This is a genomic window from Gordonia sp. 34D, from assembly GCF_056682775.1.
Map to the genome: position 1 here is coordinate 2,713,169 of NZ_CM155293.1, position 25,991 is coordinate 2,739,159.

Genomic DNA, 25,991 nt, shown 5'->3' on the forward strand with positions numbered 1-25,991 from the left:
GACTGCGGCCCTTGCCACCTGCGCCGCCAAGACCAGCGGGGACGCCGTCGTCTAACCGACCGAATTGCCTGTTCTGACATCCGGGCAGGTCACAACTCGGTGACGACGGCCGTTTGGGTTTGGCAGAGACTTCAGGCCCGGGTGTTTACTGGTCCACATGCAAGGTTTTGCGGTACTCCTCTTCCCCGCCGTGCTGATGCTGTTTGCACTTGCGATGGAAAAAGTTCAAGAGCGACTCGACCGACTCAGCGTCGGTCCCGAGCATGTCGAAGAGTTCCTGGAGGCCGCCGACGCGACCGACGTTAACAACCTGGCCAAAGACGGTCTGGGTTCGGCGTTGGATGAACTTCGCAATCGCCGCGCAAAGCCTGCGGGAGATCGAGCAGCGGATTTGACAGGCTCAAGCGCAACCCGCGCTTCCTAACGTCACAAAAAGCGCGGCCGCTCAGTCGAAATGCCACCCCGGATAGAACTGGGACGCGCGGTAGTTGTCTACTAATACCACCAGTGATGAATCCAACAACTATGATTTTTCACGTAGTGTGTTCACTGGACGCGGCGCATATTCTCGAGAGAGGTTCTTTAGGTGGAAGAAGTACTAGCACGGGCGGGCATATTTCAGGGTGTCGAACCCACTGCCGTCGCAGCGCTCGCAAAGGAACTCCAGCCCATTGAGTTCCCCCGTGGGCATGTAATCTTCCACGAGGGAGAACCCGGCGATCGTCTCTTCATCATTCTGTCCGGCAAGGTCAAGCTCGGCCGCCGGTCACCCGACGGCCGTGAGAACCTGCTGACGATCATGGGACCGTCGGACATGTTCGGCGAACTGTCGATCTTCGACCCAGGCCCGCGTACGTCGTCGGCCACCACTGTCACCGAGGTGCGTGCGGTCACGATGGACCGGGATGCACTCCGCAAGTGGATCAAGGACCGTCCGGAAATCGCCGAGCAGTTGCTGCGCGTTTTGGCTCGTCGCCTTCGCCGCACCAACAACAACCTCGCGGACCTCATCTTCACCGACGTCCCCGGTCGTGTCGCCAAGCAGCTTTTGCAGTTGGCGCAGCGCTTCGGCACCCAGGAGGGTGGCGCGCTCCGCGTCACGCACGATCTCACGCAGGAAGAGATCGCCCAGCTGGTCGGCGCTTCGCGTGAGACCGTGAACAAGGCCCTCGCCGACTTCGCCCAGCGCGGATGGCTTCGCCTTGAAGGCAAGAGCGTCCTGATCGCCGATTCCGAGCGTCTCGCCCGCCGCGCCCGCTAGCCACAAACAAAAATGGAGTGAAGTGCCGTCGCCGCGCGGTTCTTCACTCCATTTTTGTTGCCCCACCCCACCCCATTCCAAACCGCTTTTCTGTCACGATTCGACCAGAACGTCACCGATCACCGCGATCGGTGACGGTTGTGCCGATCCAAATCCGCTGTTCGTGACAGAAGAGTGCAGGGCGGGCGTACGACGGAGGGCGAAAACCCGGGTTAGAGCGTGCGGATGTACTCCAACTGCGTTTTCACCGACATGCGGGCGGCCGGCCATAGTTTCTTGTCCACGTCGGCGTACACCGTGCGGACCACCTTCATCGGTTTCGCCTTCTCCGGGGTCACGCCCATCGCTTCAATCGCCGTGACGATCTGCGCGAGACGTTCCTCGCGGTGCGCCTTGTAATAGCGACCAATCGGGCCGAGCGTCGGGTGGTCGGGCCCGTGACCCGGGAGCAGCACCGCATCGGGGGCTTCCACCAGCAGCCGATTCAGCGAATTGAAGTAATCATTCAGCGAACCATCGCTGGGATCGAGCACAGTGGTGCCAAATCCCAAAATGGTGTCGGCCGTCAGGATTGCCTGCTGACCTTCCCATTCGACGAGGAAGCTCGTCGAATCGGCGGTATGTCCGGGCGTGTGCACCACGGTGATCTTCAGCCCGGCCGCGTGGATAACCTCCCGGTCTCGCAGGCGTGCTGCACCCACCGAGTACTTGTTCGAGTACGCCCGCTGGGGCGCACCCGACAGCTTCCGCATCTTCTTGCATGCGCCAACATGGTCGTGATGCCGGTGGCTGATCAGCACTAGTTCGACGACGCTCGCGGCTTCAACGACCGCGCGAACATGCTTGCCGTGCTTCTTGGGCCCCGGATCTACGACTACCGCGGTGGGCGAGCCGGGCGCTCGCAAAATCCAGGTGTTGGTGCCGTCGAGTTCAAACGAACCCGGGTTGCGGCACAGGATCACCGACGCGAACGGTGTGACTTCGCGGACCACACCGTAGGCGGGGTGCACGGGCTTCGACGCGGCCTCATCGACGACAGTCGCTTCAGAGCCGTTGTCGGGCGGGGTCTTTGACGCTTCGGAGGACATTCATCAAGGATAGCCACCGGCGGGCCGACTGGCGGCCGCCTGGCGTCTGCGACTCAGAAGACGAGCGGTGCCAAGAACTTCGTTGCGTAATTCTCGATGGTCGCCGGGTTCGCGAGATCAAGGCGCGATGTCCGGACCTGCGTCAGCGAGAACGCGATCCGCACCAGGTGCTCGGCGACCAATTCGAGATCAGTGTCTGGCATCCTGGCACCAGTCTGGCGCAGCGTGCTCGCCACCGTGAGGGTGGAGCGTTCCAGAAATTCGTCGGCACCCCGCGAGGATCGGCCCATCATCACATCGGCGAGTTCTGGTTCTTCGACGAGCAGGTGGCGCACGAGGGGGTCGTCGCCGACGAAGCGCGTGTATTCGACGAAAGCCGCGACCACCGCGTCACGCGGCGGCAGGTTGTGCACCGCGATCGCCAATCGCTGCAGCGTTTCGATCGCGATCAGTTCGCCAACCTTCGACAGGAGGACGTCTTTGTTGGGGAACCGGCGGTACAGCGTGCTGCGCGAGATGCCCGCGGCTTTGGCGATCGCATCCATGCTGGCGCGACGCACACCAACTTCGGAAAATTCGCGTCGTGCAGACGCCAGAATCACCGACTCCTGTTCTTCCGGCGCGGCGGAAGTACGGAGGCGGCGAGCGCCAGCAGCGGTGTCAGTCATTCGAGGTTTCGGTCATCGCACCTGGACGATGATCTCCACTTCAACGGGGACTCCGAGCGGCAGTTCGGCGACACCGACGGCAGAGCGGGCATGGACGCCAGCCTCGCCGAAGATTTCGCCGAAAAGGTCAGAGGCACCGTTAATGACACCGGGTTGTCCGGAGAAGCCGGGTGCGGACGCGACGAACCCGACGACCTTGATGACCCGCACCACCGAGTCGATTCCGACTTCAGCGTGGACGGCGGCGAGGGCATTCAGGGCGCAGAGTCGTGCGGCTTCGTTGGCCTGTTCTGGGGACACTTCGCCTTCGGCACCGTCGGCGACCTTGCCCTGGATGATCACTTCGCCGCCGGACACTGGAATTTGTCCCGAGGTGTACACGAGGTCGCCGACACGCAGCGCTGGCGTGTAGCTACCGACCGGCTTTACAACGGCGGGGAGTTCGATCCCCAATTCGGCGAGTCGTGCTGACCAAGGTGCTGCCATGGGGTTAGTCCTTTGCGCGCTTGAGGTAGGCGACATGCTGCTCACCGGTGGGGCCGGGAAGAACGCTCACCAGTTCCCATCCGTCGGCTCCCCACTGATCGAGGATCTGTTTGGTCGCGTGCGTAAGCAGCGGAACTGTGACGTATTCCCAAGCGGTAACTGCACTCATACCCCCAACCTTATCGGTTAGACGCGGCTGCAGTAGACACGGTCGATAAGGTGAGCGGCGTGGTCAACGAAGTTGAGAACGTAGAGCGGCCCAACGCGGGCATCGGTGAATGGCCGGTTCAAGCCCGCGACGGACGTCTGCATTTCGTGTCGGGTAAGGGTGGCACCGGTAAGACGACAGTGGCGGCAGCCCTGGCGTTGACCCTGGCGTCCAACGGTAAGAAGGTCCTCTTGGTGGAATGCGAGGAACGCCAAGGGATCGCACAGCTCTTCGACGTGCCCCCGCTCCCCCCGACCGACACTGAGCTGGTCGCGATGGATGGCGGCGGATCGGTGTGGGCGTTGGCGCTCCAGATCGAGCATGCGCTCCTGGAGTACCTCGACATGTTCTACAACCTGGGCTTTGCCGGGCGCGCCATCAAGAAGGTCGGCGCGATCGACTTCGTCACGACCGTGGCGCCGGGCCTCAAGGACGTGCTGGTGACCGGCAAAATCAAGGAACGGGTCATCGCGACCACCAAGCAGGGGGAACGCCTCTACGACGCCATCGTCGTCGATTCCCCGCCGACCGGCCGCATCGGCAACTTCCTCGACGTGACGACCGCCATGCGCGACCTCGCGAAGAGCGGACCGATCCGAAACCAATCCGAGTCGGTGGCGGCGCTGCTGCATTCACCGGATACGTGGGTTCACCTGTGCACGCTGCTTGAGGCGATGCCGGTCCAGGAAACGATCGAGGCGGTCGCCGAATTGCGGGCGAAGGACCTCAACATCGGGGCGATCGTCATCAACCGGGTCAACCCGGCTTACTTGCCAGAGGACGAGGCCGACGCCATTGCCGAAGGTCGGATCGACTCGCGGCGGATTGAGAAGAGTCTCGCCGAGGTCGGTGTGCACCTGTCGGACGATGATTTGGCCGGCCTGTTGACCGAAACCATCGACTACGCAGCGCGGCTGCAAGCCCAATACATTGCTCGAGCCGAACTCGACGATGTCGACGCCGCCCAGGTGGAACTGCCGACCGTCGAACACGGGGTCGATCTGGGTGCAATCTATGAACTTTCGGCCGTGTTGAAGAAGACGGGGGCCTAAGCCATGCCTGATTTGAAGATGGGTGCGGTACTCGCCGACCCAAATACCCGAGTGGTTGTTTGTTGCGGTTCCGGTGGGGTCGGCAAAACCACCACCGCCGCCGCGATGGCCCTGCATGCCGCCGAAAGTGGTCGCAAGGTCGCCGTTTTGACGATTGACCCGGCCCGCAGGCTAGCGCAGTCGTTGGGCATGAACGAGCTCACCAACGAGCCTCAGCCCGTCCCGCTGGACACCATCGCCGAGACCGCGACCGGATCGCTGGACGCCATGATGCTCGACATGCGTCGGACTTTCGATGACATGGTCATTGAGCATTCGACGCCCGAGCGCGCCGAAGCGATCATGAACAACAGCTTCTACCAAACTGTGGCGTCGTCGTTCTCCGGAACGCAGGAGTACATGGCGATGGAGAAACTCAGCCGTCTCCTTGGCGAGAACCGCTGGGACCTGATCATTGTCGACACGCCGCCGTCACGGAATGCGCTGGACTTCCTCGACGCGCCGCAGCGGTTGGGGTCATTTCTGTCCGGGCGTCTGATGAAGATGCTGGTTGGCGGTGGCCGCGGAGTTGGTCGCGTCCTGACCGGGGCAATGAGCCTGGCCATGCGCGGCATCGCCACAATTGTTGGCGGAGATATCCTGCGCGACGTCGCCACGTTTGTGCAGTCGCTCGACTCGATGTTTGGCGGCTTCCAGGAACGCGCGAACCGCACGTACGAGCTGTTGAAGACGCCGGGTACCGAGTTTGTGGTGATCGCCGCCCCCGAACCCGACGCCCTGCGTGAGGCATCGTTTTTTGTGGAGCGACTGTCGAAGGATTCGATGCCCTTGACGGGCCTGGTGGTGAACCGGACGCATCCAACGCTGTCGAGTCTGCCTGCCGCCGCCGCAGAAACGGCGATGACCACGCTGGACGACGAGTTGACCCGCGGCGTATTGAAGATTCACGCGGAGCGTGCCGCCACCGCCCAGCGGGAAGTTCGCCTGCTGCAGCGGTTTACCTCGTCGCATCCGAGCGTGCCCCTGGTTGGCGTGCCCGCCCTCCCCTTCGAGGTGGCCGATGCCAGCGCGTTGCGCGCCGTGGCAGAGCAGATCACCAGCAAGGGCTAGGCGCACTCACCTGCGAGAACAGCTGAAGCTAAAAGGCGTCAGGCCCGGCGATTGCCGGGCCTGATTACTTTTAGTTCTGGACAGCGCCGAGACGCTGACGGCGGCGCTGGTTTTCGAAGAAGTCCGACCACGAGGTGACTTCGGGATGCTGACGCAGCAGCGCGCGACGCTGGCGTTCAGTCATTCCACCCCACACCCCGAATTCGACGCGGTTGTCGAGGGCGTCTGCGCCGCACTCAAGTTGAACCGGACAGTGCCGGCAGATTGTTGCGGCCTTCCGCTGGGCAGCTCCACGGACGAAGAGATCGTCCGGGTCACCCCCACGGCAACGTGCTTGGGAAACCCAAGCCAGTCGAGCTTCAGAGTCAACGGTGGACAACGGCGCCAGAGTCATTGCGCGATCCCGCCTTTCACAAACCCATCGACACGCACCTGGTGTGGCCCGTGCATAAGATCCTGCTGTGATTCGAACCGAAATATGAGCCCCTTTGTTAGGTAACTCACGTCTCCAATCTATTGAGGTCCCTGATACAGCGCAAGTCGGTCAGTTAAGGTGCCGGTGAATTTTCCTTCCCGAAACACGTTGGCGCAGGTGGATGCGGCGCTAGGTGGCCGATGCCACGTATCGTGTCCAACGTGCGCAAGACTTCGAACCTCGCAGGCCTAGCAATCTCCATCGTGATGGCTGCGATATTGGTAGCGGGACTGCTGTTTCCGATCACCGTCGGCATGGGTGTCATGTCCAATCGCGCGGCGGCCACGATGGAAAATTCGTCATCGGAACTGCTGGGTGGCACGATTCCCGAAGTCACAACGGTCACCGACGCCAACGGCGCGCCGATTGCCATCTTGTTTGACCAGTACCGCTACCAGGTCGGCTACAACGACATCTCGCCCGACATGATCCGCGCGATCATCTCCATTGAGGACCGTCGGTTTCTGGAGCACGACGGCGTCGACTGGAAGGGCACAATCCGTGCGGCGCTGAAGAACTCGTCGTCCGGCGAAGTCCAGCAGGGCGCGTCGACGATCGATCAGCAGTACATCAAGAACTACCAACTTCTTGTCTTGGCCCGCACCGAAGCCGAACGCGAGGCGGCAATCGAGACCACCCCGGCCCGTAAGCTGCGTGAAGTCCGGATGGCACTGACGCTTGAGCAGACCCTGATCGACCAGGCCAAACGAGAAAAAGGCCTCGACGATGCTGCAGCAAAGCAAGACGCCAAGAAGCAGATCGTCACGCGCTACCTAAACGTGGTCCCGTTCGGCAACAATGCGTACGGTATCGAGGCGGCCGCACAGACGTACTTCGGGCATTCGGCTAAGGAATTGACCGTCGAGCAATCGGCGATGCTGGCTGGCATGGTCCAGTCCAGTTCCGGCCTGAACCCGTACACCGATCCGCAGGCGACGATGACCCGTCGAAACACTGTGCTCGACACCATGATCGAGAATTTTCCGGAGCGCCGCGCCGAGTTTGAAGCGGCCAAGCAGAAGCCGCTCGGTGTGCTTCCCGCCCCGAAAACCCCGACGCAGGGCTGCATCGCCGCCAACAATAACGGTTTCTTCTGCGACTACGTGCTGCAGTTCCTCGCCGAGAACGGCATCCCCCGCAACCAGGTGTTGCGCGGCGGATACCTGATCCGCACCACCCTGAATCCGGAAGTGCAGGGCAACGCGGTCCGCGCGGCACAGCAACTGACGGCACCGAGTACCGATGGCATTGCCACGGTCAGCAGCATCGTGGAGCCGGGTAAAAATTCGCACAATGTGCTGGCGATGGCGTCGAGCCGCAACTACGGCCTCGATGCGAACAAGAACGAAACTGTTCAACCGCAGCCCTTCTCGCTTGTCGGTGACGGCGCGGGTTCGGTCTTCAAGATCTTCACCACGGCGGCCGCGATGGAGAAGGGCATGGGCATCGGCAGCGTGTTGCCGATTCCGCCGAGCATTGCCGTCTTCGGCATGGGCAACAGCAACGGAGCGTTCGGGTGCCCGGCCAATGCCTACTGCGTCAAGAACGCTGGCCCCTATCCGCCTGCCGCGTCGGTCACGCAGGCACTCGCGACGAGCCCCAACACGACGTTCGTGCAGTTGTTGCAGCAGGTTGGCGTTAAACCCGCCGTTGATATGGCCGTCCGGTTGGGCCTGCGGTCGTACAACCAGCCCGGTACGTCGGGGGTGAGCGAGCAAAGCCTCGCCGAGTACGTCAAGAAGGGCAATTTCGGTTCGTTCACGCTGGGACCGTTCGCGGTCAACGCGCTGGAATTGTCGAACGTGGCGGCCACCCTGTCCTCGGGTGGCACCTGGTGCCCACCCAATCCGATTCTGTCGATCCAGACGGTTAAGCGCGACCAGTACAGCAACGCGATTATGGATCCGGCGGGTAAGCCAGTCATGGTTAACGCCCCGTTTAGTCCGCCAAAGTGCGAACAGGTGGTGGAAGCCGGTTTGGCGAACACGCTCGCCAACGCGCTCAGCGAAGACGATCGTGGCGGCGGCACGTCGGCGGCCGCGGCTGGAGCCGCCGGTTGGCGTCTGCCGATGTCCGGTAAGACCGGCACCACCGAAGCTCACCGCTCGTCGGCCTTCCTCGGTTTCACCAACCGGCTGGCGGCCGCCGTCTACACCTACAACGACGGTTCGCATCCGGCGGGCATCTGCAGTTCGCCGTTGCGCCAGTGTGGTGACGGCGACCTGTACGGCGGTATGGAACCGGCTCGGACTTGGTATTCGATGATGGGACCGATCGCGACCAAGTTTGGTCCGGTTAACTTGCCGCCGACCGATCCGCGGTTCGTTTCCGGCAGTGATCGCGGACGAATCCCCCAGGTCAGCGGCCTGCCCGTCAGTCAGGCCACATCGCGGCTTCAGGAGGCCGGCTTTAAGGTCACCGAGCTTGAAGTCGACAGTCCCCGCCCCAAGGGGACCGTCGTGTTCACCGCACCGTCTGACAGCGCAATGCCAGGCAGCACCATCGCCATGTACGTGAGCAATGGCCGAGGGAAGACCGCGACCAACGGTGGCCCGCCTGCGGAGAAGACCGTTCAGGTCCCCGGCGTCGGCCCGGTGGTCATCGAAGTTCCAGAAGGCTAGCCAACGCGTATCCTGAGCTAATGGTTTCGGTTCCTGGATTCGGCGCTGCCTCGGTCCCTCCCCCACGTGACCCTTCGACGCTGGCCCGCGTAATTGCTGGCGGAGCGGGCGCGGCGGCCGCGGGGTTGGTCTATTCGACGATGATCGAGCGAAATGCGTTCACCCTCCGGCATGCCACGCTCCCGGTCCTCGAACCCGGCTCATCGCCGCTGCGGGTGTTGCACATCAGCGACATCCACATGATGCCGAACCAGCGGCTCAAGCAGGCGTGGATCTCCGAGTTGGACCGCCTTGAGCCTGACCTCGTGGTCAACACCGGCGACAATCTGGCCCACCCGAACGCTGTGCCCGCCGTCGTGCAGGCGCTCGGCGGCCTGTTGGCCCGTCCGGGATTGTTTGTTTTCGGATCCAACGACTACTTCGGCCCAAAGCCGAAGAATCCGTTCAAGTACTTCAAGAAGAATCACGTCCGGACCCACGGCGAGCCGCTGCCGTGGCAAGATTTGCGGGCTGCTTTCTCCGAGCGCGGCTGGCTTGACGCGACGCATACGGTCCGCGAACTCGAAGTTGGGTCCGTGCGCGTGGTGGCGGCGGGGGTCGACGATCCACACATCGAACGCGATCGTTACGACGTGATTGCTGGCCGTCCCAACCCGCTGGCGCAGTTGCGCTTGGGTTTGACCCACTCCCCTGAGCCGCGGGTGCTCGACGCCTTTGCCGCCGACGACTACGACCTCGTGCTGGCTGGCCATACACACGGCGGCCAACTTTGCGTCCCGGGATACGGCGCAGTGGTCACCAACTGCCACCTCGACCGTTCACGAGTGAAGGGCGTCTCCAACTGGGGGTCCACCATGAAGCTTCACGTCAGCGCAGGTTTGGGGACGTCACCGTATGCGCCAGCGCGATTCGCGTGCCGCCCAGAAGCCACCCTTTTGACGTTGACCCCAATTTCGCACGGTGGCGGCGAAAGCCCCATCGAGCAGTCCCTGCCGCAGCTGGAGAATCAGCTGACTTGAGCCTCGGGTCGAATCTGGAATTAATGCTTGCGGGTGCACGGTACTCCGATGCCGACCCGGAACTGGTGGCCCTGCGCAAAGCGTGCGGGCACCTGTGCGATGAGTTCAACGCGGTGGGGTCCGATGAGGATGCGCGTCGAACCGCGATCCTGACCGACCGCCTCGGTGGCCTCGGATCCGACAGTTGGATCATGCCGCGTTTCCGGTGCGACTACGGCTTCAACATCACCATCGGTTCCAATAGCTTCCTCAATTACGACGCCGTCCTGCTCGACTGCGCGCCGATCACGATCGGCGACGACTGTTCTATCGGCCCACGAGTGCAGTTGCTGACCGCATTACATCCGTTGGAAGATCACCAAGCCCGACGGGAGCGGTGGGAGTCGGCCGCACCAATCAGCATTGGCGACAATGTGTGGTTCGGCGGTGGCGTCATCGTGTGCCCAGGTGTCAGCATCGGTCGAAATACCGTCGTGGGCGCGGGCAGTGTGGTGACTCGTAACCTGCCCGACCACGTATTCGCTGCCGGCAATCCGGCGCGCGTGATCCGCGAACTTCCTCACGAAGACTTCGGGTAGCCTGCACAGCACCCGACTTCGGGGCGAAAAGAAGAGAGCGACTCGTCCAGCTCCCTCCCCTTAGACAGGAGCAGGACGAGTCGCCTTCTCGCTTGTTCGGCTCACTACCCTCCCCAGAGCGCCCCACCGAACACGCGGTTCCGCTTGCAGCAGTTAGCGCGAGCGGAACATTAATTAGTCAACCAGGCACGCCGGGACAAAACAAGACTCCGGGTCACACTAACCTGGGCTTTCTCAGAAACGACGCAAGAATGTAATCAAATATAGGACATAGCACTCATATCGCGTAACGCCGTAGCGCCGGAATCGCGACTGCAAGCCAACGCCGGTGAGTTTGGCCTCGAGCCCACCAAGGTCGGTGTTGATCCAGCCGGGCTACGTTTGCGCCAGCACTGACCTCCAGACAAACGAGGAGGCCCCCGGTCCGCATTTCTGCAGGCCGGGGGCCTCTACTGCTTCTCAACCAAAGCGTCGGGGTAGCGGGATTCGAACCCACGACCTCTTCGTCCCGAACTCCACGACCTGGGTGTTTGTCATGTTCGTGGTGTTCGATAGGTCGGAGTAACTACTGGTCAGGCACTAATGGTGTTCGATACGTGAACCATTGGCTCTATCTACTGCCGACTGACTGACGATCCACGGACCGCCACACCAGACCTCGTAAATGCCAGCCTCGGAGAACCTCCCCGATCCCGGTCTGCGTTGGGGTGCACTCTGAATGCAACCCCCTTGTCGATCCGGTTCGGTTACGCGGAAATAGCGAGAGAGAGAGCTACATGTACAAATTCGAACATCGTCCGCGAAAGAACACTCCCCCCGGCAGTGTTCGTCCCCCCGGGGTTGGTTGGAGGTTAGGACCCCCTTACCCCATGGAGGCGAGGGTAAGGGGGTCCTACGGTAGGGTGATCGTTCTGACCTCCCGGGTTGGCTTCTTTATGCGGAAGCTGTGGCGATCTTGACGATGGCTTGAGGCTTGTAGACCGAAAGACCGAACCGGCCTTCGCAGCGAGCTCGGACGTAGTTCTTCACGAAGTCGTCGCCGACCGCGTCGGACCAGCGAGTGTCAACCTGTCCGTCGGTGTCGACGCTGATCGATGTGGGATCGAGCAGAACCGCGGTCTTGGCCGGCAGAACGTTGGAGACTACGGCCTGTACTCCCCACAAGCGGCGCGCAGTTGCATCTAGTGGCGCTCCGCGGACGTCGGTCGCCCCGGACGTCGCCGACAGCAGTTCGATGGCTTCCCAGTCTGCGGCCGACACTGCGAGGACACCGGGGGTGTAACCGAGCGTTTCGAGCTTGGTGATGGCCTTGCGGATCGAAGTGAGGGCGTCGGTCGCGTACGACTGGGTCTGGACACCGCTGGTGTTGAGGACACCGGTCAGGTTCGGTGCGGTACCGCTGCCGTTGATGACCTGGTTCTCGACGGCGACGCGGAGTCCGTAGAGCAGTTCGTCGGTGACGAACTGCTCGAGGTTCGCGGCGTCGTTGAGAGCGTACTGCGGGATCTGCTCGGACAGGTGCGCGATGACTTCGAGCTTCCCGTCGATGCTGTCGATGCTGTACGTCGAGGTCGGTTTGGTGTCGCCTTCGGCGACCGGCGCGGCCAGGTTGGTTCGCACGGTCTGCCGCATGTAGGCGTACGAAGGGGTGACCTGCCGAGATCCGAGGATGTCGAGCAGTGACGTCGGTGGTCGACCGTGTGTGGCGATCTCCGGGTTCATGACGATGCTGGTCGTCTGCTGGCCAGCGGCGAGGGCCTTGGTGCCGTTGCGGGGCAGGCGGCCGATAATACTGGCGGCCAATGTCTTAGCTCCGGTACCGGTCAGGTGCAGGTAGCCTCGGCTGCTCGAGGTGGGTTCAGCGGTCTTGACGTCGGGGCCGATCTGGTCGGCGAGGGTGATCGCGTCGGCGAGGACCTGTTGATCCTGGGTGGCTGCCTTGATCCGGGTGTCGAGTTCGGTTGCCTTCGAGGTGGCGGCTTCGACTTCGGCGGATTCGTCGGGCGTCAGGTCGCGCTGCAGTTTCTCGGCGTCGCCGATGATGCTCTTGATGAGCTCGATCTGTTCGTCGCGGCCCTTGGTGAGGCGGTCGAGGATGCGGCTGTTGCTCATGGTGTCCTCCTGGTTGAGGTAGGTGGCGGCTGCTTGGCGGGCGAGCCACGACTTGGTGGCGGCCACTGTGGGCCGGTTCTTGACTTTGGAGATGAGTGCGCGGTCGTTGGCTCCGCGGGCGACGATCGACACTTCGAGGAGGTCGACGTCGAGGAGCTCGTTGTGGCCGTCGGCGTTCTTGCGTTGCTTCTGCACGTAGTAGCCGATGGACAGGCCGGTGACGCGGCGTCCCTTGACCTGCCGGTAGGCTGCGGCTCCGGGTTCGGTGTCGAGGTCTAGGCGGCCGGTGATGGCGAGGCCTTCTTCGGTTTCGCGGGCGTCGATGACTTCGCCGACGTACGCAGTCGGATTCGCTGCCTGGTGTTCCCAGATCAGTGGCGTCACCTGACCGGACTTGATGGATTTGACGAACGCGCCTCGGCGGACGATGTCGCCGACGGCGTCGACGTTGTCGAAGACGGACGCGAATCCCTCGAAGGTCCCTTCGGCGAGGCCGGAGGTTTTGAGGCCAGCGAGCGCTAGCGTTTTGTGCTGCATGGATGCCCTCCTGCGGGGCGTGAGTGCTTGGAGTGTGACTGTTCAACAGCACCGGCGTGGCCGCGCGTTGCGCTGGCGGGCGGGTGCTGGATGTGTTCGCGGGCTTGCTGGCGAGCGCCCCTCTGGGGTGCTTGGCCGCGACGCTGGCGACATCTCCGCCTTCGACGATACCGCATGCCCTTTTGGGGTGTCGATGGAGCTTTTTAGCCTTTCGGGGTCTGATTCCATACGTTGTTGTCCCAGTGCGTGGCGTACTCAAAAGGGACCTCGATTAGCGTTCCGTCACTGATGGCGACATCGACGTACATGTCGGTGATGGCGTTTCCGTCGCCATCGACTCCGACATTTTTGAGGTATGGCGTACGGGGTATTGCCGGAAATCTTGGGGTCTCGTTACTCATTGGATTCACCATCCAGGGAGGTTTCGAGGAGCACGAGGTCGATCGTTCTGATTGCGGCGTCGGTGCTGCCTGCGTTGTAGACGAGTTGCTCGGTTAGGCCGTCGACTAGCGCGGCAATGAGTCCGGTTAGTCCAGCGATGCCTCGGTTTTCGTCGAGGGTGTCGAGGATTCTGGTGGCGTCTTCTGATGATGCGGTAAGTACTGCTCGGACCAGCTCGGCGGCGTTACGACGATCCTCTCGTTGCGTTTTGTTGGTCATGACTTTTCCTTGCTGGTACGTCGGCCCATCTTTCGATGGGTAGTCGGTATTCGGCCGGCCACAACACCCGACGGACTTTTAGAACGTGAATCGGACAGTGACTGCGACCAGTCGCTGCAGTCTGTGAGTGACGGACAAGACCGGCAGATAGCCGAGGCCTTCTCGTGGCGTTCGCGAGTTGTTGTAAGCGGTTCGTCGTCGAACATCTTGTGCTCGCCTCTGCAAGCGGCTTCGAGTTTTGGTGTGCCCTCGAGGACCTTCGCGAGAAGCTTTATGGTCGCTGCTGGATCGAGGCTCTTTGTCATTCAAAGGCTCGTTTCGGTGAGTAGGTAGGGTCGCCTGATGGCGCGGATGATCCTGACGCGGCCGCGGACGACCCGTTGTTGGTCGGTGCAGTGCGATAGTCGCGGAGTGTCGATGGTGTCGTCTGCAGGTATTCCGTGGACATGAGTTTTCGAGCAATAGGGGCATCGGACGGTAACTATCCGACGGCCACCTTCGATGACCGATATTGCAGTGATCACTGCAATATCGGTCATGACTGACCTCCCTCAGCCTGGCGGCGTGCGGTAAGACAACCACTTTCGCTGGTGTGCCATCCGTCGCGTACGTCGTCTATATGCACGAGCGGAAGGCGGCAGTATGGACACACAGTCAGGACAGTGTCCTGACTGTGTTTCTGCTGTTCATTGTCAGTTGGGACAGTTGGGACACGATACGGAGAGGCAGCGTCCTCACTGTCAGTCTGGACTGCCTCGCCCGTTTCGTGTCCTGACTGTCCCAACTGAGAACTATGTTTTTGTTTCTGCTGGTCAGATGGGTCAAGAACAGTCAGGACATTTTCACTTTTTTCGGTGTCCTGACTGTTCTGACTGTCCTGACTGGCCCATCGTGCGAGTTGGTCTTCAATTCCGTCTGCAGCTTCCGGCAGGCTCCAATGTGTACGGCGAGGAAAACCCCGTCCATCCGTTACCACGCAGAGCGCTGTCGCTGCTCGTTGAATCGTCTTCTCCGAACAGCGGAGCGCTTTCGCGCCGTCACGTTTGGCATCCGCTGATGCACTCCACTGGTGCTCGGTTAGGTAGTCAAAGAGCCACGCTTCGGCTTCAGTACGGTCTGCCGATCCCTCGCCAGCTTCCGCAGCGTCAGCGATCAACTCGCGTGACGTGCGATCGGAGTCTCCTACGTATCGCAGCAGCGGCGCGGTCCCATCGTGGTCGTCAGTCGGCTCGAATACCCGAATGCCTTCGATAGTGAACTTCGACGCTGGGACGGGGCGGGCAGTATTCGACTTCTCAGGGCCAACCAACAGGTTGCCGTCGTCGTCCTGTTGAGCGAACAACGTCATGCGCGCCTTTTTGCGGAGCTCGCCAGTCGCGCCGTATTTGTCGCGAGCGTTCCCCGACGTAACCCTGTTGGTGTGCGTAAGCAACAGGACAGCAGCCCCGGTAACAGTCGCGGCTTCCTTCCACGGGTGCAAAGCACGTCGTGCTTGCTGCGGATCGCGGACCGAAAGTGAACCGTCGACGGTATCGAGCCAGGCATCAACGACAACAAGCTTCGGATAGGGATCCGCACCGAAGATCAGCGGCATATCTCTCGGAAACACTGGTGACCCAGAACCGTCTTGCTCAATGCAAATTACTGACACTCGATCTAGGTCGGCGCCTGCGACGTCAAGGCGAGGCCTAACCGTCGTCGTCCAGTCGTCTTCGGTGACGACAACGAGAACCCCGGCTGGGGCCCTGGCTGGTATGCCAAACTCAGGGACCGCGGTCCCCCTAGTGATGGCGGCGGTAAGCCATACCCACAGCAGAGACTTACCGATGCCTTCATCGCCAACCAGGAGAGAGACGGCCGACAGTGGGAGCCGTGCCTTGGCAAGCCATCGGGGTTGTTCGGCTGGTGACAGATCGTTCGCGCGCCAAATACGTGGTAACGGTTCGGTGCTCCGCATTTTGGAGTCGACGTTGGGTTGAGTTTTCAATGTGTCATCGCGGCCTCCGGTGAGGCGTGCAGTGTTGTCGGGGTGACCTGAGACGCGGCCGCGGTCCGGGATGGGTTTGAGGTCGATTCGGCGTTTGTCGACGGAGCGTTTGGTCGCATCAATCTCGTGTTCGTCAAGTCCAATACTGCGGGCTGTCGTGCTGATCAGGTCGTCGACCTGACCAGCGGACAGCAGTGGCCGCGTCCCTGTCGGGTCGGCAATCTCGGTGAGCCGAACTCGGGCACGAAACATCGCATCATTGCGGCCGCCTTCAATCGTCTGTTGAAAGTCGTTGATAATCGGTTCGATGTACGCCGCGAGGCGCTCGTCAGATACAGACTGGGTTGCGGAGCTCGGACCCGCGATCGCGGCATCTCTACTGGGTAGGTGTGTTCGGTACCAGGCACCGAACACAGCACCCAGGTTGTCGCCGGGGTCATGGTCGGCGAGATTGTTGTCGAGGAGTACATAGCCCGCCCCCGCGTACTTGGGCCGCAGGCATCCGGGGATGAACGCAAAGCCAGCGCTGCCTCCGTCTTTGAGGCGAGCGCGTATATCTACCCCGCGGAGAAGGCCGTTCTTCGTGGGCACTGTGCCGTCAGACGGCACCCAGTAGTGGCGCCCACCTGAAGGGGTTGCGACGGTCGCAAGGATCGGTACACCCGCCGCGGTGAGGCTGTCGTAAGTCTCCTCAAAATTGGCACCATTTTTTGTGTCGACGTCGACTACTGCCAGATGTGGCGGGGGGACTGCCGCAAGCCCGTACCGGTGGTCAGCAGACCAACCCGCCAGGCGCTCGCGGTTTTGGCCGGCGGTGTAGTCCTGCCAGCGTCGCGGAAACTGGTACTCGTCCTCAGTCTCGGCACCAACTGGCACCTTCGCACCAATGGTGAAAAGTGCTGCATCGAGGCGACCAAGGTCGGTTAGAAAAGCGGTAATGTGCGCATCGAACATGAGTGTTGTTCTTTCTGGCCGCCACGCTGACTAGACAACAGCGTGGCGGCCTTGGTTATTTAGTCCGATTCGGAGAGGGACGCGGCCGCGTCCAGGAGTTGAGCCAATCTGCGTGCGTCGACAGGGGTCAGTTCAAATTTTCCGATCTTCCGACCTCCGTTGATATTCCTGATCCAGCCAAGCTCAACGAGGTGATCAAACTGGGTCCTAGAAGCGGTCACTGTCAACGCGTCGTAGACAATGAAGCTGTCGACCTCGGTGGCAGTGCCGTTGTACAACGGCAGCCGAATGGTTTCGGATCTGAAGCGACCAAACCCGGTCTCGTCGATGTGGTCATCCTGGATTTGAGCCCATGAAGGGCGTTCTGGCATGCGCGGAAGATTTGAGGCGTCTCCATCGGGCTCAAATCCACACGACTCGGCATCGGCAGATAGCCGGGCCCAGCGCGTTTTTTCTATGGACAGCTTCGAGTCGAGCGCCTCCCACTGGTGGCTCATGATGCAACCACCCGCTCGAGCGTCGCGACAGCCAGGCAGTATTTCGCCGCCTGGTGTAGTCCGGGATGGGCTTTCCGGTGGAGGAGCTGGTAGCGGCGAATCATTGTGCGGGGGTGCACGCCAAGGCGGGTGCAGGCGGTGGTGACGTCGGTGTGCGGCACGATGCGTTCGAACTCGGCGACGTCGAGCGTTGCACGCTCGAGAGTGATTCTGGTCCGACCTTGCTGGCAGTTGCTGGTCATGGGGGGTAGGTTCATGAGTGAATCTCCGTTGTGTTTGGCGGTTCGAGGGCCCTCGGTGACGTTCTTGGTCGGATGAACACCGGGGGCTTCTTGCTGAAAAAGCGTGGTCATGCTGTGGCCTTCATTTCCTGTTCGGTCAGCCAGGAGTTGACCGCTGACTCGCGCCAGCGGCGAAGACCGTTCATCTTGAATGACTTCGGGCCCTTGCCGTTCATGTCCCACTGTCGAATGGTCCCGTGGGTAGTGCCGAGCATTTCGGCGACCTGTTTCGCGTTGAGGACCCGATCAGCCTGGGTAATGTTGTTCGTCATGCGATAATCCATCTTCCTGTTGAGTACATGTTTATTATGTACTTCTGCGGATGATATTAGATGCAATACTTGCATCTCGTCAAGCACATGTTGAATATTGACCCATGGAGAATATCGGGAAGGTCGTCGGAGAACGCATCGGCGCGGCCAGACATGCAGCGAGAATGACCCAGGCTGATCTAGCACGAGCCATGTCAACGAAACTCGATCGCGAGATAAAACCGCTGATCGTCACAAGGATCGAAGGGGCTAAGAGGCCACTGTCGGTTGAAGAACTGATAGTAATCGCGCAGATCCTTGCAGTACCGCCAGCCGAACTCTTGGGAGGAGACACCCCACCAGGGGACGCAATGAACCCACTCGACCGGATCAGAATCGACTACAACAAGGCGCGCGACGAATTGACTTCTGCAGCCCAAGCGTTCGGCTTCGCACACCGGCGCTGGCGTGCGGCGCACGAGAAGCTAACGCACGCCTACGACGAGGCGGGCCTCGACGACAGTCTGACGAGGTTCACCTACGGATACAACGACACATTCGATGGACTCACCGCAGGCGCTATTTACGAAGACGAGAACGCTGGCGATGACACAACGACGTAACCCACGATCAGGAGTTCAAGACCGTTGGCGCCGCACTGACGGAACCCCCTCAGCCCTCGCAGGCAAAGGCCTCCGGTGGCGCGCAGAATACGTCGACAGCAACCACAAACGGCACACCAAGGGGTTCGCTCGCAAAAACGAGGCGCAAAAGTGGCTCGACGAGGTTACCGCGACGGTAGTCACCGGTACCTACGTCGCACCCGCTGCAGGCCGCGTCACAATCGCTTACATCCACGCACAATGGCAGAACATGCAGGGGCACGTCAAAGAGTCCACCAAGGCCGCGCGTGACTCCGCTTGGTCCGCGCACGTCAGACAGCGTTGGGAGACAGTCGAGGTCGTGGACGTCCAGACATCAGCTGTCCGCTCCTGGGTGGCGGAGATGTCGACGACATCGGAGGCCGCAACCATCGAGACCGCTCTCGGTGTCCTGCGGATGTTGTGCGCCGTTGCCGTCGATGACAAGCGGATCCCTCGCAATCCCTGCGAGGGTGTCAAAGCTCCACGGCGCCAGCATGTCGATCGCGCATACCTGACACACCGGCAGGTCGACGAGCTGGCACACACTGTCACCCGCGACGGTCTCGTTATCCGGTTCCTCGCCTACACCGGCCTGCGATACGGCGAAATGGCAGCACTGCGAGTCCAGGATTTCGACATGCTGCGGCGACGCGTCAACGTCCGGCAGTCCGTGACTGAGGTTAAGGGCAAACTCGTGTGGTCGACGCCAAAAACGCATGAGCGCCGGACGGTGCCGTTTCCCAAGTTACTCGCCGCAGACCTTGCTCTCCTTATGGAGAGCAAGAGTCGCGACGACCTCGTATTCCAGGCACCAAAAGGTGGTGTACTTCGGATCGCGACGTTCCGCACGCGGATCCTGAACCCGGCAGTCGATACGCTCAGGGGCCTCGACGAGGGCGAGGCAGCGAATGATTGGCCGCGGCCAACACTTCACGATCTGCGGCACACTGCGGCGTCGTTGGCGATTTCGGCCGGCGCAAACGTGAAGGCCGTCCAAACGATGCTCGGGCACAAATCGGCCGCGATGACCCTCGACACCTATGCCGACCTGTTCCCCGACGACCTCGAGGCGGTAGCCGACGCGCTCGACGCAGCTGCACGCGCCGCACTCGCCTGAGATCTACTGCCGACTGACTGCCGACTGCTGACCAGAGGGGCAAGCACGACCCCAGACAAACGAGGAGGCCCCCGGTCCGCATTTCTGCAGGCCGGGGGCCTCTACTGCTTCTCAACCAAAGCGTCGGGGTAGCGGGATTCGAACCCACGACCTCTTCGTCCCGAACGAAGCGCGCTACCAAGCTGCGCCATACCCCGTGTTGTAGCCTCCAGTAGCCTACAACGAGTGGGTCGAAAGATTAAAATCGGCTGGTCAGGCGTCTGGCCCGAGTGACACAGCATCGACGCTGCCGTCGCTGATGGCTCCGATGAGTCCGGCGTGATCGGCAACGTTGACCCGGCTGTATTCGACCGAGAAATCGGCGATCGCGGAATCGAATCGCTTGCCTGCATCCGACAGGTACTCGGCGATCTCTAGCCGAGCTGGCGTTCGGGCGTGGGCTTGCGCCATCACGGTGCCGCACAATCGCGCGTAGTACCGCATGCCCTTCGGCTCCAACGCCTCCACGACTACCGAACCCTTGCCGTCTCGCAACTGACGGACATAGAAGTCTGCGCTGCGACCGCCAACGAACACCATTGTCTGCACCCAACCCAACATGATGTCGCTGGAAGCTTGCAGCAACTGCTGCCCGAAGACGACGCGATTGCCCTGGTGCTCATAGTGGTATCCCCGCACGTAGGGCGCGAGGACCGATTGGGACGCTTCCTTAAGCTGCAAGATCAACGGGTCACTAATACCCATGGCACCGTCGAAGAGCGATACCCAGCACCGCGTACCGACACTGCCGACGCCAACCACCTTGCGCGCCGCTTCGACAAAGCGATACTGGGAAAACAGTTCGGCAACGTGCGCCGGCAGCGTCCGCCGGTAGCGGTCGAACCCTTCCAGGAACTCGGCATCGAGTTCGTCCCGCGACAGGGTCGTCACAATCTCCGATGCGGGCATCAGCAGCGGCGGGTCACTCTTGATATGCGGTCCATCGGCATCGACGTAGGCGAGTTTAGAAAGTGCCTGCGCACTGTCTCGGTGACGGGCCTTCGCGAGCGCCTTCTGGGTCCGTTCCGACACCGAGACATCGAACCGGTTTCCGAGATCGACCATCACATCGTCCGCGTCGACCCGCGTGTACCAGCACTTCATCGCGGTCTCGCTAGCGCTGGCGATCATGCCTTCCCGATAGGCCCGAGCAGCATGCTTGGCCGCTCGGCGCGCCTCCTTCTCATCGCTGCCATTCTGGAGGGCGCTGACCATGACGCTGGCGGCGAGCCGTTTCACATCCCATTCGAAGGGACCGGGGTGAGTCTCGTCGAAGTCGTTGAGGTCGAACACCATGGTTCGCTCTGGCGACCGGAAGAGTCCAAAGTTACTCAGGTGTGCATCGCCGCATAACTGCGTGATGATTCCCGTTGTGGGAGTCAGCGAAAGGTCCGACGCCATCACGGCGGCGGCCCCGCGATAGAACGTGAACGGAGTCGCCGACATCCGGTGATAGCGAACGGGAATCAGATCCGGCAGACGCATTGCGTCCTGGGCAGCAAGGAGTCCCAGCGAACTGCGTCGCTTCGAGGCCTCCGGAACCGCAGACAATTCTTCGACTGACACGGCCATCGTCGGCCTCCTACTGGTAGGAAATGAAATACGGTACCGGGTCGACAGCCATCGTCTTCCGTGGAGAGAACATGGGCTTGTCCTCGGTATAGAAATTCTTCCACCCCAGCCAGGTGCGTGGCGGTATCCCCGCCACAATTCGACGGTATGTTTCCATCTTCACGCTGGGGACACCGTGACCGTCCGCGTGGATCACGAAGCTCAACTCCGGCCGGCGGGTGTCGATTTTGCTCCGGTCGCCGAGCATATCGGCGTCAAACTGGTGCAGCACCAACGCTTTCTGCGGCAGGTTCTGGGACGCGACGATGTCGGCCAGCCACGTCGAAACTTGATTGACTTCCGCGGGTGCCACCGAACCTATCTGGGTCAGATGAACCTGGTTGGGTTTGAGGCGCCATTCCGGGTCGAGCGCCAGCCCCACGTGCGGTTCCAGCAGCAAGTCGCGGTACATCTTGGCCTGCTTAAGGAAGTTCATCCGGCCGGGCTGCAAATCGAGCGTCACGTAGACGCCAGCTTTGCCTGCGGCGTCGACCCACGGTCGAATCTTCTCAACGTCGAGCGCCGAGGTGTAGTTGCCACCGGGGCCAGGTTCGGCCGAGGCGACGGTGACGATGATTTCGAATCCAGGCACGACGGGCACGGGCGAGAACTTCTGGTATTTGGCGGCCAGGGCCTTCGCCTTCTTGATGGAGTCGGGAATGCTCTGGCGGCCGAGCGGGCCCAACTCGGGGGCCCCGGGCGATCCGTAGAGTGCCACGACGCGACGCGACGGAAACATCAGTTGACCGCCGCCCGGAAGCTCCTGGACATTCCGTGCCAGGTTGAGTTGCTGCTTGAACTGCTCGACGGTGCCGAAGTTCGCGCCAATCGCGCGAACCGGCATGGCCGGCTTGGCGCGCATTCGGGCGAGGGCCTCACCGGAACTCCGCGGGTCCGCGACCGGCATCGAAATCACCTCTGCGGCACCTGCTTCGGCGGTTGCCACGGCAGCGACCGTGTCGCTGCCCGAGTCGGCCAGCAGCACCAGCGTTCCGCTACCGGTACTGACCGCGTCGCCGGGCAGATCGGTGTCGGTGGTCTCCGGGACGTCGACAGGTGCGGTAGCGGCACCGATGCGCACCGCTTGGGTAACGCCGAGCCTGCGCAACTCGGTCGACACGGCGGGTGCGGTGCTCTCAGCCAGGACGAAGACCGGGACCCGTTTGGCACGCGCGAGGTCGGCGGCGGCCCGGACGTCGCTGGCGTTGGCCGCCTGCGCCACCACCACTGCCGTCGACGACGACGCGAATACCGTGCGGCTCACCAACACGGAGTCCGGCACACCAGGTTCGGCCACAACCTCGACCGAGCCATCGACCAGTCGTGCTGGCGTGGTTTTATCAGCAACCACCGACACGGCGGATGCCGCCACCAGCACCACGACCGCGAGGCCAATCGCACCCGCGCCGATCACCCGCGAACGAGTCGATCCGGTCCTGTTGCGCGCCACTACAAGTCGGCGCCCGACGCGTCCGAACCTGTTGCCTCGTCGGCGTATGAATCGGCAAACGACACGCGCGGCGTCGTCAGCGCCGAATAGCCAGCGAGCGCCGCAAAGACGACCGCGGCGATCCCGAACGCGACGGCCAGGACAATCGAGCACGCCCATGCGACGACGCTGACGATGTTGTCCTGACCGTCGAGAGCAATCACCGCGGCGATGGTCAGCACCGTTGCGAGAAGAGCCCAGGCGGCCGAGCGGGCACGCGGCCCGATCGCCCGACTATAAAAGAGCCGTTCGTAGAGGCCGATCTCGAATTCGTCGACGGCGGCCAGTCGAGCGGCATCGGTGCCCGCCAACTCGCGCAGCGTGGCAGCGAGATCGGCGTCACGACGCAGGACCACCGTTTCGTTCTGGCGGTATCGAACATATGCGATGGTCGCGATGGTGACCGCCAGAATTCCAGCGGCCGCGACGAGTGCCAAGTTACTCACGAGAGTTCACGGTACCCGGCGCCGTGCCGCCAATCACACTGAGGCCGTGCCACCGGTCACACCGGAAGCGCGCCACACCCGCGCGGAGGTGCCGGGATTACACCCGAGACGTGACCTTATGCGCAATATTTCCGCGAGTGGCCTTCGAGTAAGGGCAAAAACCGTGTGCGGCCTGGGCCAATTCGGAAGCTGCGCCAGTCTCCAAACCGGGCAGGTAAACGTCGATATCGGCGGTGAGTCCGAAGCCGTCGTCGACGTCGTCCTTGCCGATTCCGATGGTCACCTTCACTGCGGCGTCGTCGGGGACGGCCACGCCCGCGTTCTTGGCAACGAGGCGAAGTGCCCCCATGAAGCAGGCCGCGTAGCCTGCCGAAAACAGTTCCTCGGGGTTGCTTCCGTCGCCCTTGCCGCCCATCTCGACCGGCGGTGCAAGTTCCAGATCGATGCGGCCCGATTCGGACACCACTTCGCTGTCGCGACCACCTCCGGTAGAGGTTGACGAAACGTGGTACACGGGGGACACGGTCATTTCATTCTCCTTCAGATGCGGTCAGATCGCGTGAAATCCACGCCGCTATCCAACCTACTCGTCGCGCGAGGCCCGGAAGGGCTTCACAACCAATGAGGTCTTCGGAAGCCATTCATTGGGCGCGCGACGCATCGTCACGAGCGCGGACAAGACCAGTGCGCCACACTCGACCCACGCGATGATCCGCCAGACCACGGAAATTTCCGGGTAGTTGAAGAGCAGGTCGGCACCGACAATCGTGAACAGCACCGCCACAGCTAAGACTGCGACATAGATGCTGCGCACATTGCGACTGTTGAACTTAACGATGCCGACGAGCAGCGGATAGCTCAATGCAGTGAACACCGGCATGCCAATGAGGAGGGCCGGGGTCCAGAACGATGCCATCGACAGGGCTTTGGAATCCGGGTCAACGCCGGGGACCTCTTCCAGACCCGGGCGGAGTCGGACGGCCATGAGTTCTTCAAGCATCCCCAGGTTTGCGATTCCGTAAACAACCCACGTCAGGCAGGCCGCCGCCGCAATCCACCACAGGACCCGCGCATCGCGAAGCAACTCCATGGGCGCCGGTCCGGGGTCCTCCGGCCGTGTCGGATACCGATTGGCGAGATTGCGGTCTTTCGATTTCCGGGCGATCTCAGCAAGATCTTGGGCGTCGAGTTCGGCCTGCGTTGGTAACCGGTCGTCGTCGGGCATGTCGCCGTCGGGCGACCCGGGGGTGGTCATGCCATAGATCATGGCAGATCTGCCTACCACCGGATCGCCCAGCCGACGACGCTAAGCGCGCACGCTAGGGCGTCACTTTCAGCATGCGGGTTATGGTCCCTTGCCAAAGGACGCCGCCGGGACCGATCATTCCGGTCAACTGCATCGGCTCGTCGAGCGGTGCAGCCCCGACCTGTCGGGTGACGACGCGACGGCCGGTCTCAAAGTCGATGGCGACATAGTTCACCGGACCAACTTGCTGCGGTACCGCCGAGTAGGGACCGTAAGCCAAGCCGTGAATCAGGTTGTCGGCCCGCGACAGTCGTGGCAGGGTCGCCATCCGGTCAGTCGTTGTTTCCCAAACGCGCGAGCACTTCCCGTCCGCAACATCGATGCGGGTCATGCCGCCGCGGAAACCAGCAAATGCTGGCACGCTATTACCGCCGTTTACCGCCATCGGCGGATACTGGAAGCCGTAGGTGCTTGGGATGACAAGGCTGTTGCCCTTCGCCATCGGCGAGTTCTCGGTGCCCTGCGGTGAGGCTTTAAATGCGCGCATGCGGCACACCTGCGACCCGTCGGACGAGTTGTAGACGATCAACTCCGGCGTTGCGGCGCTGTCGACAATGGCGACCCAGCCATCACCGCCGGGGCCAAAATACGTCGGCGTGGTTCCCGAACCCCAGGTCAGCTGACCGGGCTTGCGTGCGGTGCCGCGATCGTAGCTTCGCCGCCACACGGTCTGCGGAACCCCGTTCGCGTCGGCGGTCATCTCGTACAGCGCATGGGTGGTGAGGACAGAGGCACCGGACCGATGGATCGTCAGCCCGTTACCCAGTTCCTCGCCCCGCGGCAGGCGGGTGGTACCGATACGACCGTCGGGTAGGACCGTTCCGATCACGCCCTTGGTGGTCGCGAACCAGGTCCGGCCCTGGTAGTCGGGGGCCAAGCCGGTGATCCCGTCGTTCCCGAGATACTTCGAGACGTCGGTGGCCTTGTCGACGCTGAGCTTCCACCCACTCGGTGTGCGATGGTGCCCGACACGGAGGATCTTGCCCGATCCATCCGCCACGACGACGCGGTCGTGGTTATCGAGGAACCCGTAAACCCCGCCCAGCAGTTGCCCCTTTGTCAGCGGCAGTCGTGCCAGAACCTGGGCATTCTTCGGGTTGAACAAGGTGACCACGGGAGTGGCGACCTGCGGCGGGTCCCCCGCCACGTAAGCGGTGCACAGGGAAATCGGGAAGCCGTCGGAGCCGACAAACGTTGCCGCGCACACTCCGCCCGGCGAGCTTGACGCGGCCAGGTGCGCCGTTCGCCCCGGTCCGCGGAACGGCGTGCTGTCTGTCGATTCCGGATCGCCGTGCATTAGGGAAGTGGCCGCCGGGCCAACCCCGGGAATGGCAGGGCTCGCCACGGCAGTCCCTAACCCGTCCAACGGATTAGTCGACACCGCAGCGAGCCCGAGGACCGCCGTCGCCGCGGCAATCAGCAAACGTTTCGTCAAAGTCACGTGGCCAGTGGACCACATTTACAACTGACGGAGCGCTGATTGCCCAGGTGATG

At 62.0% G+C, this 25,991-nt stretch carries 27 protein-coding genes and 1 tRNA gene; 9 read left to right on the forward strand and 19 right to left on the reverse strand.

Going from position 1 to position 25,991, the window contains the following annotated elements; translation table 11 throughout:
- Positions 1 to 157: 157 nt before the first annotated feature.
- Together AC1L34_RS12625 and AC1L34_RS12630 are read left to right on the forward strand one after the other, a co-directional pair.
- Positions 158 to 424 (forward strand): hypothetical protein, encoded by a 267-nt coding sequence (locus AC1L34_RS12625; protein ID WP_424297146.1) that lies wholly within the window; start codon positions 158 to 160, stop codon positions 422 to 424.
- Positions 425 to 586: 162 nt separating this feature from the next.
- Positions 587 to 1,261, forward strand: a complete 675-nt coding sequence (locus AC1L34_RS12630; RefSeq protein ID WP_424297144.1) for a Crp/Fnr family transcriptional regulator — start codon at positions 587 to 589, stop codon at positions 1,259 to 1,261.
- Positions 1,262 to 1,473: 212 nt separating this feature from the next.
- On the opposite strand, the gene AC1L34_RS12635 is transcribed toward AC1L34_RS12630, so the two are convergent.
- From AC1L34_RS12635 to sp36, 4 genes are read right to left on the reverse strand one after another with little or no spacing between them, the layout of a single operon-like run.
- Positions 1,474 to 2,349 (reverse strand): MBL fold metallo-hydrolase, encoded by an 876-nt coding sequence (locus tag AC1L34_RS12635; RefSeq protein WP_424297143.1) that lies wholly within the window; start codon positions 2,347 to 2,349, stop codon positions 1,474 to 1,476.
- 53 nt (positions 2,350 to 2,402) lie between these two features.
- Entirely contained in the window at positions 2,403 to 3,017 is a 615-nt protein-coding gene (locus AC1L34_RS12640) for a TetR/AcrR family transcriptional regulator (RefSeq protein ID WP_424297141.1), read from the reverse strand.
- 12 nt (positions 3,018 to 3,029) lie between these two features.
- Positions 3,030 to 3,503: a RidA family protein gene (locus tag AC1L34_RS12645; RefSeq protein ID WP_424297139.1), complete on the reverse strand. Its 474-nt coding sequence runs from the start codon at positions 3,501 to 3,503 to the stop codon at positions 3,030 to 3,032.
- A gap of 4 nt (positions 3,504 to 3,507) precedes the next feature.
- A complete protein-coding gene (gene sp36 / locus AC1L34_RS12650; RefSeq protein ID WP_156890486.1) occupies positions 3,508 to 3,672 on the reverse strand; it encodes a Sp36 family protein in 165 nt (54 codons plus the stop codon).
- Between the two features lie 50 nt (positions 3,673 to 3,722).
- On the opposite strand from sp36, the gene bagA reads away from it, so the two are divergent.
- Both bagA and bagB read left to right on the forward strand, forming a co-directional pair.
- Positions 3,723 to 4,763 carry an ATPase BagA gene (gene bagA / locus AC1L34_RS12655; protein ID WP_424297137.1) on the forward strand — a complete coding sequence of 347 codons (1,041 nt, stop codon included), beginning with the start codon at positions 3,723 to 3,725 and terminating at the stop codon, positions 4,761 to 4,763.
- 3 nt (positions 4,764 to 4,766) lie between these two features.
- Positions 4,767 to 5,873: an ArsA family ATPase gene (gene bagB, locus AC1L34_RS12660; protein ID WP_424297135.1), complete on the forward strand. Its 1,107-nt coding sequence runs from the start codon at positions 4,767 to 4,769 to the stop codon at positions 5,871 to 5,873.
- 70 nt (positions 5,874 to 5,943) lie between these two features.
- Here the strand turns inward: bagB and AC1L34_RS12665 are convergent, their stop codons facing one another.
- The gene (locus tag AC1L34_RS12665; RefSeq protein ID WP_424297133.1) at positions 5,944 to 6,267 is read right to left on the reverse strand and encodes a WhiB family transcriptional regulator; all 324 of its coding nucleotides are present in this window, start codon (positions 6,265 to 6,267) and stop codon (positions 5,944 to 5,946) included.
- A gap of 287 nt (positions 6,268 to 6,554) precedes the next feature.
- Between AC1L34_RS12665 and AC1L34_RS12670 the strand changes: the two genes are divergently transcribed.
- From AC1L34_RS12670 to AC1L34_RS12680, 3 genes are read left to right on the forward strand one after another with little or no spacing between them, the layout of a single operon-like run.
- Positions 6,555 to 8,969: a penicillin-binding protein gene (locus AC1L34_RS12670; protein WP_424297153.1), complete on the forward strand. Its 2,415-nt coding sequence runs from the start codon at positions 6,555 to 6,557 to the stop codon at positions 8,967 to 8,969.
- Positions 8,970 to 8,989: 20 nt separating this feature from the next.
- Complete coding sequence (locus AC1L34_RS12675) at positions 8,990 to 9,988, forward strand: metallophosphoesterase (protein WP_424297131.1); 999 nt, start codon at positions 8,990 to 8,992, stop codon at positions 9,986 to 9,988.
- A gap of 23 nt (positions 9,989 to 10,011) precedes the next feature.
- The gene (locus tag AC1L34_RS12680) at positions 10,012 to 10,566 is read left to right on the forward strand and encodes a sugar O-acetyltransferase (protein ID WP_424297129.1); all 555 of its coding nucleotides are present in this window, start codon (positions 10,012 to 10,014) and stop codon (positions 10,564 to 10,566) included.
- A 933-nt stretch (positions 10,567 to 11,499) separates the two neighbouring features.
- On the opposite strand, the gene AC1L34_RS12685 is transcribed toward AC1L34_RS12680, so the two are convergent.
- From AC1L34_RS12685 to AC1L34_RS12715, 7 genes are all read right to left on the reverse strand, one after another.
- Positions 11,500 to 13,215, reverse strand: coding sequence for an HK97 family phage prohead protease (locus AC1L34_RS12685; protein ID WP_480034823.1), 1,716 nt, complete (start codon positions 13,213 to 13,215; stop codon positions 11,500 to 11,502).
- 393 nt (positions 13,216 to 13,608) lie between these two features.
- Positions 13,609 to 13,875, reverse strand: a complete 267-nt coding sequence (locus tag AC1L34_RS12690) for a hypothetical protein (RefSeq protein ID WP_480034824.1) — start codon at positions 13,873 to 13,875, stop codon at positions 13,609 to 13,611.
- Positions 13,872 to 14,180: a WhiB family transcriptional regulator gene (locus tag AC1L34_RS12695; protein WP_480034825.1), complete on the reverse strand. Its 309-nt coding sequence runs from the start codon at positions 14,178 to 14,180 to the stop codon at positions 13,872 to 13,874. The genes AC1L34_RS12690 and AC1L34_RS12695 overlap by 4 nt, the downstream gene beginning before the upstream one ends.
- 230 nt (positions 14,181 to 14,410) lie before the next feature.
- On the reverse strand, positions 14,411 to 16,816 hold the full coding sequence (locus AC1L34_RS12700) for an AAA family ATPase (RefSeq protein ID WP_480034826.1): 2,406 nt from the start codon (positions 16,814 to 16,816) through the stop codon (positions 14,411 to 14,413).
- A 59-nt stretch (positions 16,817 to 16,875) separates the two neighbouring features.
- On the reverse strand, positions 16,876 to 17,313 hold the full coding sequence (locus AC1L34_RS12705; protein WP_480034827.1) for a hypothetical protein: 438 nt from the start codon (positions 17,311 to 17,313) through the stop codon (positions 16,876 to 16,878).
- Positions 17,310 to 17,666 (reverse strand): hypothetical protein, encoded by a 357-nt coding sequence (locus AC1L34_RS12710; protein ID WP_480034828.1) that lies wholly within the window; start codon positions 17,664 to 17,666, stop codon positions 17,310 to 17,312. The genes AC1L34_RS12705 and AC1L34_RS12710 overlap by 4 nt, the downstream gene beginning before the upstream one ends.
- Positions 17,663 to 17,866 (reverse strand): helix-turn-helix transcriptional regulator, encoded by a 204-nt coding sequence (locus AC1L34_RS12715; protein WP_480034829.1) that lies wholly within the window; start codon positions 17,864 to 17,866, stop codon positions 17,663 to 17,665. Before AC1L34_RS12715 ends, AC1L34_RS12710 begins: the two co-directional genes overlap by 4 nt.
- Before the next feature lie 104 nt (positions 17,867 to 17,970).
- Between AC1L34_RS12715 and AC1L34_RS12720 the strand changes: the two genes are divergently transcribed.
- On the forward strand, positions 17,971 to 18,468 hold the full coding sequence (locus AC1L34_RS12720) for a helix-turn-helix domain-containing protein (RefSeq protein ID WP_480034830.1): 498 nt from the start codon (positions 17,971 to 17,973) through the stop codon (positions 18,466 to 18,468).
- Positions 18,452 to 19,606: a tyrosine-type recombinase/integrase gene (locus AC1L34_RS12725; RefSeq protein ID WP_480034831.1), complete on the forward strand. Its 1,155-nt coding sequence runs from the start codon at positions 18,452 to 18,454 to the stop codon at positions 19,604 to 19,606. Before AC1L34_RS12720 ends, AC1L34_RS12725 begins: the two co-directional genes overlap by 17 nt.
- 123 nt (positions 19,607 to 19,729) lie before the next feature.
- Here the strand turns inward: AC1L34_RS12725 and AC1L34_RS12730 are convergent.
- The 7 genes from AC1L34_RS12730 to AC1L34_RS12760 form a co-directional block, all read right to left on the reverse strand.
- Positions 19,730 to 19,803: transfer RNA gene (locus AC1L34_RS12730), tRNA-Pro, on the reverse strand.
- 55 nt (positions 19,804 to 19,858) lie between these two features.
- Positions 19,859 to 21,217: a DUF2252 domain-containing protein gene (locus AC1L34_RS12735; RefSeq protein WP_424297127.1), complete on the reverse strand. Its 1,359-nt coding sequence runs from the start codon at positions 21,215 to 21,217 to the stop codon at positions 19,859 to 19,861.
- A gap of 10 nt (positions 21,218 to 21,227) precedes the next feature.
- A complete protein-coding gene (locus tag AC1L34_RS12740) occupies positions 21,228 to 22,706 on the reverse strand; it encodes a hypothetical protein (RefSeq protein ID WP_424297125.1) in 1,479 nt (492 codons plus the stop codon).
- On the reverse strand, positions 22,706 to 23,191 hold the full coding sequence (locus tag AC1L34_RS12745; protein WP_424297123.1) for a hypothetical protein: 486 nt from the start codon (positions 23,189 to 23,191) through the stop codon (positions 22,706 to 22,708). The genes AC1L34_RS12740 and AC1L34_RS12745 overlap by 1 nt, the downstream gene beginning before the upstream one ends.
- A gap of 97 nt (positions 23,192 to 23,288) precedes the next feature.
- A complete protein-coding gene (locus AC1L34_RS12750; protein ID WP_424297121.1) occupies positions 23,289 to 23,720 on the reverse strand; it encodes an organic hydroperoxide resistance protein in 432 nt (143 codons plus the stop codon).
- A gap of 54 nt (positions 23,721 to 23,774) precedes the next feature.
- Entirely contained in the window at positions 23,775 to 24,446 is a 672-nt protein-coding gene (locus tag AC1L34_RS12755) for a hypothetical protein (RefSeq protein ID WP_424297119.1), read from the reverse strand.
- A gap of 64 nt (positions 24,447 to 24,510) precedes the next feature.
- The gene (locus AC1L34_RS12760; RefSeq protein ID WP_424322814.1) at positions 24,511 to 25,938 is read right to left on the reverse strand and encodes a hypothetical protein; all 1,428 of its coding nucleotides are present in this window, start codon (positions 25,936 to 25,938) and stop codon (positions 24,511 to 24,513) included.
- Positions 25,939 to 25,991: the final 53 nt, after the last annotated feature.